Annotated in this window: 7 protein-coding genes; 1 reads left to right on the top strand and 6 read right to left on the bottom strand. The window is 67.6% G+C overall.

The features are described from left to right. The first annotated feature begins 40 nt into the window (after positions 1 to 40). On the top strand, positions 41 to 2,830 hold the full coding sequence (locus LBW94_RS39475; RefSeq protein WP_323138042.1) for a WD40 repeat domain-containing protein: 2,790 nt from the start codon (positions 41 to 43) through the stop codon (positions 2,828 to 2,830). Between the two features lie 208 nt (positions 2,831 to 3,038). On the opposite strand, the gene LBW94_RS39470 is transcribed toward LBW94_RS39475, so the two are convergent. From LBW94_RS39470 to LBW94_RS39445, 6 genes are all read right to left on the bottom strand, one after another. Beyond that, on the bottom strand, positions 3,039 to 3,413 hold the full coding sequence (locus LBW94_RS39470) for a cytochrome P450 (RefSeq protein ID WP_225062502.1): 375 nt from the start codon (positions 3,411 to 3,413) through the stop codon (positions 3,039 to 3,041). Further along, a complete protein-coding gene (locus LBW94_RS39465; protein ID WP_225062503.1) occupies positions 3,410 to 4,252 on the bottom strand; it encodes a cytochrome P450 in 843 nt (280 codons plus the stop codon). The genes LBW94_RS39470 and LBW94_RS39465 overlap by 4 nt, the downstream gene beginning before the upstream one ends. 163 nt (positions 4,253 to 4,415) lie before the next feature. Beyond that, on the bottom strand, positions 4,416 to 4,574 hold the full coding sequence (locus tag LBW94_RS39460) for a hypothetical protein (protein WP_225062504.1): 159 nt from the start codon (positions 4,572 to 4,574) through the stop codon (positions 4,416 to 4,418). A gap of 211 nt (positions 4,575 to 4,785) precedes the next feature. After that, complete coding sequence (locus LBW94_RS39455; protein WP_225062505.1) at positions 4,786 to 5,979, bottom strand: hypothetical protein; 1,194 nt, start codon at positions 5,977 to 5,979, stop codon at positions 4,786 to 4,788. Next, positions 5,976 to 6,530: a hypothetical protein gene (locus LBW94_RS39450; RefSeq protein ID WP_225062506.1), complete on the bottom strand. Its 555-nt coding sequence runs from the start codon at positions 6,528 to 6,530 to the stop codon at positions 5,976 to 5,978. The genes LBW94_RS39455 and LBW94_RS39450 overlap by 4 nt, the downstream gene beginning before the upstream one ends. Beyond that, positions 6,527 to 7,186: a hypothetical protein gene (locus LBW94_RS39445; protein WP_225062507.1), complete on the bottom strand. Its 660-nt coding sequence runs from the start codon at positions 7,184 to 7,186 to the stop codon at positions 6,527 to 6,529. Before LBW94_RS39445 ends, LBW94_RS39450 begins: the two co-directional genes overlap by 4 nt. Between the last annotated feature and the right edge of the window lie 1,340 nt (positions 7,187 to 8,526).

The following is an 8,526-nucleotide window of genomic DNA, read 5'->3' as shown; positions in this document are numbered from 1 at the left end:
ACTAGCCGAGCCGGTGCAGCACCGATTTCGGGTGTCGGGGATGACCGACGAGCAGCTGGTGATGGCGATCTGCGAGCCGGCGAAGAAGGCCGGGTCCCGCGTCGACGACGATCTGCGCGACCGGCTGCTCCGCGAAATCCACACCCACGCACGAGGAACCATCGAAACCGCCACCACTGCGACAGTGACCGTCGCCGGGGTGCTGCCGCTGCTGTCACATGCCCTGGACACCGCGTGGCGTATCCGCACCAGCGACACGCTCACCGTCGCCGACTACGAACGCACCGGCGGGATCGCCGGCGCGGTCGCCACCAGTGCGCAACGTGTCTACGACAACCTTCCCGCGTTTCGCCGACTGGTGGCGCGGCAGGTGTTCACGCGGCTGGCCGTCACCGGCCCCGATGGCGCCGACACCGCCGACCGGGTCGCGCGGACCTCGTTGTACACGACCACGGCTTGGCCCGCCGAAGTGGACGCGGTGCTCGACGCGTTCGCCGCCGAACGGCTGCTGACACTCGGGTCCGAGACGGTGGAGGTCTCCCACGAGATCGTGCTGCGCGCGTGGCCGCTGCTGCGGGACGTGTGGCTGGCCGAAACCCACGACACCCGTGTGCTGCTGACGCGGTTGCGGACCGTCGCGGCCGAATGGGACCAGCACGGCCGCGACCCCGCCTACCTGTACACCGGCAGCGTACTCGACACCGCCACTACCGCCGCCGACCACGCCGCGGCGGATTCTGGACGATACCCGACACTCGGAGAGCCCGAGCGGGAATTCCTCGTTGCCGCTTCCGCCGCCGCTCGGCGGCGGACAAGGCAGCGCCGGGCCGTCCTCGTCGCCTTGCTCGCTTTGGTGATCGGGCTGACCGCGGCAACCCTCGTGGCCGTCCGGACCGGCACCGACGCCACCCGCCAGCGCGATCTCGCCGAAGCACGCCAGCTGATCAGCCAAAGTGCACTGCTCGCCGACAGCGACCCGTTCACTTCGAGATTCGATGCTCTGACCGCCTGGCGGATCAGTGGACTACCCGAGGCCCGGACCGCGGCCATCAAGGCTGCGCACGACATCCATCTGGCCGAGCTTGCAAACCGCACCAAACCTGTTGAAGCACTGGCATTCAGCCCGGACAGCCGAACTCTGACTACCGCTGGCGCCACCGGCGCAGAACAGTGGGACATCACCACTCGCCGCGAAATCGGAAGCTTGTCCACCGATCTCGACTACAAGACTGATAAGGACCGGGTCCTGTACGCGTTCAGCAGTGACCGCCGCACCTTCGCAATCAGCAACGGCCACACCATCCAGCTGTGGGACCTCACCACGTATCAGCAGCTAAGTGCCCCTGACCATACCGCGTTCGTACTTGCGTTGAGTCCAGACGGCCAGACCCTGGCCTTCGACAGCAACGACGTCACTATCGAGCTGTGGGATGTCGCCGGGCATCGACCGCTCGGCGGCATCCCCATTGGTACCCGGCACATATTCTCGCTAGCGTTCAGTCCCGACGGGCGGGCTCTCGCTGTCGGCGCGGAGGACATCCAGCTGTGGGACGTCGGCGATCAGCAGCGGCTCGGCGACCCTCTTACCAACGGCACTCGTTTCTTGGCTGATTCCCTAGCGTTCAGCGCCGACGGACGGATCCTCGCCGCAAGCCTCGCTATCAACGACGGGCATGCCGTCCAGCTATGGGATGTTGCCGGGCATCGGCCTCTCGGCGATCCTTTCGCCAGCGCCAAGCAATTGACGCTGGCTATGAGTCCCGACGGTCGCACCCTCGCCACCGGCGGGCCAGCCACCACCCAGATATGGGATACCGCCAACCGCCGGCCTCTCGGCGATCCCGTCGCCAGCACCGGGCCCGTGGATTCGCTGGCGTTCAGTCCCGACGGCCGCATCCTCGCTGCGGGCGAGGAGGCCGGGACTGTCCAACTGCTGAGTATCGCCGGACATCGCCTCTCTGCCGACACGGTCCCCGGACCTGCCATGCGATCGTTGGCGTTCAGCTTGGCTACCGGCATGGTTGCCACGACCGACGCCGCCGATACTGTGCGATTGTGGGACCTCGCCGGGCAGCGGCAGCTCGGTGACTCGCTCACCACCGATGTCCGCTTCATGGTATTCAGCCCTGACGGTGAGAATCTGGCCACCTGCGACGTCTACGGTGTTGTCCGATTATGGGACGTCCCAGGGCATCGGCAGCTCGGCGACTCCTTCACTATCGACAAATCCGAGGTGCTGTCGCTGGCGTTCAGCGCCGACAGCCGGACCCTCGCCATCGGCAAGGATGGTTCCGTCCAGCTGTGGGACATCGCCACTCGTACTCGGCCTGTCCCGCCGCTCACCTTCCCCGGTCCCGTGTACTCCCTGGCATTCAGCACAGACGGCCACACCTTGGCAGTCGGCGACAACACCGGAACTGTCCAGCTGCTGAGTATCACCGGAGACCAGCACAACCACAGCACCATTTCGACCGGCACCCGCCCTGTGCTCTCGCTGGCGTTCAGCGCCGACGGCCGGACGCTCGTCACCGAGAACACGATCAGTGCCGACAGCACCGACAGCACCGTGAGGTTGTGGGACGTCGCCGGGCGACGGCAACTCGGCGGGCCCCTCACCAACAACACGAGCAACGTATCGTCGCTGGCGTTCAGCCGCGACGGCCGCACCCTTGCCATCACCAGCGATGACGCCACAGTCCAACGATGGAATGTCGAATTCCTGGTGGATCCAGGAGCGGACCTGTGTGCCTGGGCGCAAGCGCAATTCACACGAACCGAATGGGACAAGAACGTCGAAGGCGGCACAACCTACCGCCAACTATGCCCCTGAGTTCTGGCACCGAAGCCGGTTCCCGCACTCCCTACGTGTCAGCCTGAGTTGAGTCCGGTGGTTCACAGCAACCAGCCACTGAGCCCTTTTCATCGGTGATGGATGACATTGTGAGAGTTGGTGTTTGGTGCGGCGTGTCGCGCGATCGAATATCGACCGGCGGGTGGTGCCGGTCGCGCGCTGCGGGGGTCGGGACCGAGCCTCGCGGTCACCGGCGGTGTCCCAGGGGCTCGATGTCCACCGGCATCGGGGGCGCCCCGAGGGTGAAACGCCATCGCGGCGAAGCACTCTCGGCGTCGTGGCTGTGGAAGGTGAATCGCTGTCCCAACTCGGACAGGGCGATATCCATCTCGGCCAGCGCGTAGCCCAGCCCCAAACACATCCGTGGCCCCACGCCGAACGGCAGCCACGCGCCCCGGGAAGCGGATCTCTGCTCGTGTCTCTCGGGCCGGAACGCGTCGGGATCAGGGCCCCAGAACGCTGGATGCCGATGGGTGATGTACGGGCTGATCGTGACCGTGCACCCGGCCGGTATCTCGATGCCGCCGCAGCGGGTGTCGATGTCGGCCTTGCGTCCGATCACCCAACTCGACGGGTGCAGCCGCAGCCCTTCGCGGGTGACGGTCCCGGTGCGTGCGCGGGCCAGCCGCGGTGTCGCGCGAATCCGTAGTTGCCACTGCGTGTACACCTGGGGGGGCGCATCAGGCAGATCCACGTCCACGCCAAGCTGTTCGCCGTCGTCTCGTGCCCGGCCAACAGCAACGTAAAGACCTGAGCGGCTATCGCGTCCCGCCGGTAGCCTGCCCCGAACAGGGCTTCGAGTGCCGGGCCGCGTTGGGCCGGCGGCTGGCGATCGATCATGTCCGCGATGACGTGCAGCAGGCGGTCACGGACCGGGGCCAGCTGCTCGGGAGGCGGCAGCATCACACCGCTGGCGTCCAGTACCGTCATCGCCGCACGCATCTCGGTCGCCAGCACGTCGATCTCGGTCCACCCGAGCAGGACCTCGGCGATCACACCGAGTGTCCACTCGCTCATCGCGGCGGTCAGATCCACCCGCTCCCCGCGTGTCGCGTGCCGCTGAAACCTCGCGATCAGAGCCGTAATATGTTCGGTGGCAACCTGTTCCAGACGCAGCGGGTCGCGCAGGGCCGCGTGCAGCAACTGTCGCTCGCTGCGATGACGTGGCAGCGGCGCGGTCAGTATCCCGTCCGCGACGTTGCTCCGGAAGTACCGGTTGGCTCCGGTCTCTTTGGTAAAGGCCGGATCGGTCAGTACCGCGCGAATGTCGTTGGGGTGCTTGAGCAGCAGATTTCGGCCAGGCACGATCCACAGCGCGTCCGCCTCTGCGGCCAGCCACGAACGAACCAGGCGCTCGATGGTGTCCGCTGTGCCGAGGCCGGCCGAGGGGGTGGTGTTCATTGAGAACCCTTCCGGGTCGGAAATGTTCGTTTCAGGAGGTGGCGACCCCACGCAGCACGCAGGTCGCCCACCGCAATGGCGAGCCGATACGCCCACAGCGGTGGAGGCGTCGCGCTGGTCACCGGCCCCCGGACGGGCATGCGCCACAAGCGCTGAATCCAGGTCATGTGCCGGGCCCGGTCGTGCCGTGGCCGGGCCGGCGGGCGGCAATGACCATCGCGGCCGAGACTGCGGCACCGGTCACGGCGACCACCGCGCTGACCAGGCACAGATGGTGCAGCGTGGCCAGGAACTCCACGGGCCGGCCGATACTCCCGGGCATCGGCGGGTGCCGATCCGGGGGACAATCGGGTTCGCGCTCGCCACCGGGAACCGCGTGGCGAGCGCGGAGTGCACCGGGGTCGCGGTCGCGCTGTCTGGAGACCCCAGAAATGTTGCACAGCAAGTGAACACGAGCATTTCCAGCGGAATCTCCCGCCGTCCGCCCGGGGCTACGGCGCGCTGGTTCGGGCCGCCGCTGTGCTGAGAGCGGGTCATAGCGCGGCCCCGTGTCCGGTGTCTCTATGGGACGCGACGGCGAGTTGGGTGGCCAGGACCGGCTCGTCGACCCGTTCGGACGGCACGAATACCGGTCCGTTCTGGGACGAGAGCGGTGGTTCACCCACCCGCGCCTGCTCGATGTGCTCGGTGATCTCGGCGCCGTCCTCCGTGGAGACCGACAAGATCGTCGAACCGGACTCGGCCGAACCGGTAGCCGCTTCGAGAGAGGGTACCGCCCGGGCCTGATCGGCGGACATCAACTCCGAGACCCTCTCGGGGGGAACGAATTTCGTCGTGCGCTTCGGTGCCGGTCCGTTGCGGGGCCGCAGCAGTTGCCGCCAGAAGCTGGAATTCACACGCAGTTCGGCGAGCCGACGATTGCTGCTTGTGCCCGTTGCCGTCCGTGAGCCGGCCTGGTCGCGACCTGTGCGCGACACCGGGGCGGCCTGGGCCTGCCGGGCTCCGCTCGGCTCGGTGGTTCGTTCGGACGGCGTGGGCGCCGGGGCGGTGTCCGGCTCTGGCGGGGGGTGTCCCACGCGGGGCTGGTCGATGCGGTCGGCGGTTTCGGTGCTGTTCTCGGTTTCGGTCGGCGGCGCCGCCTCGGGGCTGACGCCGTCGAGGTGCATAGCAACCAGCCTGTCGGCCAGCTCGGCGGTGACCTCGTGCCCCGAGTCGATCCAGCCGGGCCTGTCCTGGGCGCGTTTGCGGGCGTCGGCGATTACCTGCTCGGGGTCCAGGCCGGTCTTTTCGCGTAACTGCTCGCCCAGCAGCCTGGCCCGCTCGGCGTGTTCCGGGCTCAGATCACCGGTGGCGACCGCGGCGGCGAAGCTGCCCATCAGTTCGTCGAAGGTGTGCTGGAACTGCTGTGTCTGGGCCGCGCCGGTCGCGAACGTACGTGCCTGCTGCACCGATCGCAGGCGCTCACGGGCTTCCTGTAACCGCGCGTGGTGCAGACTCATCCGCGCGTCGTGCTCGCGGGCGCGTCGTGCGGCATCGGCCTCGTAACGGGCATCGCGCCGGGCACGAGACTGGTCGAACACTCTGTTCCGTACGCTTTCCCGACGTTCCCGATCTCGCCGCTCGCGATCGGCGCGGGTGCGCATCGCGCTCGCGGTGACCTGCGTGGTCACGGTGTGCAGGTACACGAGGAATTCCCGGCCCGGGTCGTCGCCCTCGGGGGCGCTCACGCTGGCACCTCGACCATGTCGACCAACCACGATCCGCCGGGGCCGGTCCGGGCCGCCTGCATGTGCACCGGGAACGGGGCCGGGCCCGCGCCAGTGCTCAGATCCTCAGCGATCACCAGAACGCGACTGATCGAGGACGCGGTGTCGGCCGGGTGATCGTCGGCGCTGATCCGGGCCCGGCCCCGCACCCGTACATCCGCGGTCGCCCACTGCGCCCATGTCGCGCCGGTGACCGGCCACAGTATTGCTGCCGCATCTTCCAGTGCCCGAAGGTATCCGGGTGCGACGAGCGCCGCCGCGGACTGGACTGCGTCCCGCGGGCTCTGCTCGGACGGGCGCGCGCTGAACACCGCGTTCGCTGCCGCGAGCAATACCGCTGGCGCCGAGCAGGAGTCGATCCGCGCATACGGGACCGGGAAGGTCCCGGGGCCGCAGCCCGATGTCGGGCCAGGCGGGTTGCTGTGGTGGACACCGCACGCGGTCACGTCGGTGGACAGAACACAGATCAGGGCCGCTACCGTCGATTTCGTCGCCGCGGTCGCGATGGTCATCGGACTCGTCCGTCCGGGATGATCAGCGCTGCCAGCTCATCGGCGTCCCAGTGGCGGAAACCGCTGCGGCGGCTCCAGTCCTCGGCCGCGTTGTCCGCCGCGACACTCAAGTCCAGCACGACCAAGGCGTCGGCGCAGCTGCGTTGCAGCGCAGCGGATTCCACGTTCTCGCGGCTCAACGTCAGGTGCAGCGTCGCGGCGTCCGCATCGACTGCGGCGCGTGTCCTGCCGGCCAGCCACACCGCTTTCTTGGCTGCACCGAGGTCCGCTGCCTGCTGGTCACCACGCGGATGGTCGCGATCAGCGATATGGAAGTGCCCGTGCCACACCGGCGCCCCGTCCGGGCCGCATACCGCGTACCGATCCTCCTCGCCATAGCCTGCGGCCGACAGCATGATGTGCGGCCCCTCGCGCGCCGCCTCGGCCGCGGTTTCTGCCCGCTGGCCGGCCGCGCGCACACGAAGCAGGTCGTAGTCGATGTCGAGCTGACGCAGAAGCTCGGCCCTGAATTTGCGGAACAGGCTGCGTGTTGCCAAGCCGTGGGTTTCGGCCCACCGGTAGTAATCGGTGTAGGTACGCAGGCCGCGCAGCTCGGCCGCACCGTCTCGCACCGCGCGCGCCGCGACGCTCCACTCGTCCTTGTTCTCGCCACTCACGGCTGCCGCCCCGACAGATTCCTGCGCGAATATTGCTGTGCGGCAGGGAAACTGTTCGACACTGCGGGCGGGACGCCTGCCTCGCAGGCGCTTGGCGCGCCGGCTCTGGCACGTTTGCTCTCGGCCAGTCCGGGACGGTCGATGGCACCGTGGGACAGCTCTTCGGGACGATGCCCGAGATGCCACCGTCGTGAGTCGAACGGGCAACGGAACGCCGACAAGCCGTGACGGCTGCCGTGGAGGCGGCGTACGCGCCGGGCGTCACGGCGGGCACTGTAACTGCGGTGCGCGCACCGCGTGCACCAAGTGAAAAAGATCGGTGGCGAGCCGAACCCGCGTGGCCGGGCACGGCGCGGTTCGTCCCCGTCGTCCGTCGTCTGGCCGCACCACACGCGCGCGCGGTCGTCTAACGTGGAAACCATGTGCAGAGTCACCTTCTTCGCTGAGTGAAAGAACGATGAATGAAAGCAAGCTCGTCGCGGCGCCAACCGTGCCGAGTTCGTCGCCCTCCTGACCGTTACCGCGGACAAGAGGCCTCACCGAAGTCCGGACAGATCCAACCGAACAGAAGCGACACCAAGTCGGCCAGTCCGAGAACGTCGTCCAGGATCGCCGATCCAGAATTCAGAATGGCTCCGAAATCGGGCATTATTGCCCTTCCCTTCCTGGGCAGAAATTGCTTGCCCCCTCTATGAGAACGCCGAAAGAGACTGCCCGTCCAGGGGTTTCGCCACCACCGTTTGTGGTCCCACTGCCAGTGGTGATTTACAAAACGAGCACCGCCACCCGCAGCACCGTTTATTTCGCAGTGCTGTTCGATGCCGTGCCGGGAAATCCCGGTGAACACTCGCGGGTCAACGTCAACGGACAATCGCGACGCGGGCCGAATGCTGTTCGGCACGTTTCCTGCGCGTCCGAGAAAATGGTTGCGCATCAACGGTGCCGGATCGGCAGGAGGGTCATCGCTGTGGGCCAAGCATCAGCGCTGTTCATTCCAAGCCCGCCCGGTGTCACTCCGGGCACCGACTACCTCCGGTGTGTCACAGCCCAGTGCAGGTCCCGGCCCGGCGGGTGTATCGGTATCCGGTCGGGCCGGATCGGTCGCATTCGGCATGTCGCGGCTTGCATCCCGATCGCGGGCATGTGCCACAGCCGGCAATTTTGTTGGTACTCGGACTGTTTTGCCAGCTGGCTCGCTGCCCTGGATGATTGCGGGGTGGCCGACTCGTGAGGGGGCCTGGTGTGGTCGAACACGACCCCCACTGCCGCCCGCGGGCCGCAGTTCGATCGCCCGGATCCGCTGTCGACCGCTCGCGCGCATCGAAAGGCCCGTGCGGCCG

The sequence above is a fragment of the Nocardia sp. alder85J genome (assembly GCF_020176955.2).
GTDB lineage: Bacteria > Actinomycetota > Actinomycetes > Mycobacteriales > Mycobacteriaceae > Nocardia.
The sequence above is the reverse complement of the archived record's forward strand: the minus strand, read 5'-3'. Positions and strand labels throughout refer to the sequence as shown.